The organism is Streptomyces sp. P9(2023) (assembly GCF_032436795.1).
Lineage (GTDB): Bacteria > Actinomycetota > Actinomycetes > Streptomycetales > Streptomycetaceae > Streptomyces.
Genome location: NZ_JAUPWM010000522.1, coordinates 1 through 268, shown reverse-complemented (window position 1 = coordinate 268; position 268 = coordinate 1). Strand labels below are relative to the sequence as shown.

Genomic DNA, 268 nt, shown 5'->3' with positions numbered 1-268 from the left:
CACTTCGCTCTGGATCGGGGGCGCCAAGGTCAATCCGGAACTTTTCTTGAAGTTTCAGCGCATCTGGAAGAACAATGAGGCGGTGCCGGCCTATATCCGCGAGCAGATGAAGCTTGATGCCGAACCCGCCCGCGACCTGCGCGACGATCGGGTCCTGGCGGCCTTTGCGATGGCTCCGGGCGATATCCGGGGGTTCGGCATGGACGAGGCCGGGCTACGGCAAATGGCGATCCCGACCTATCTCATCGTCGGAGCCGGCGACACTACA

1 protein-coding gene is annotated in these 268 nt (G+C 62.3%); it reads left to right on the top strand.

The genetic code is table 11. From position 1 onward, the window contains the following. On the top strand, window positions 1-268 hold a 268-nt coding region (locus Q5762_RS38585; RefSeq protein ID WP_315896981.1), incomplete at both ends, for a hypothetical protein.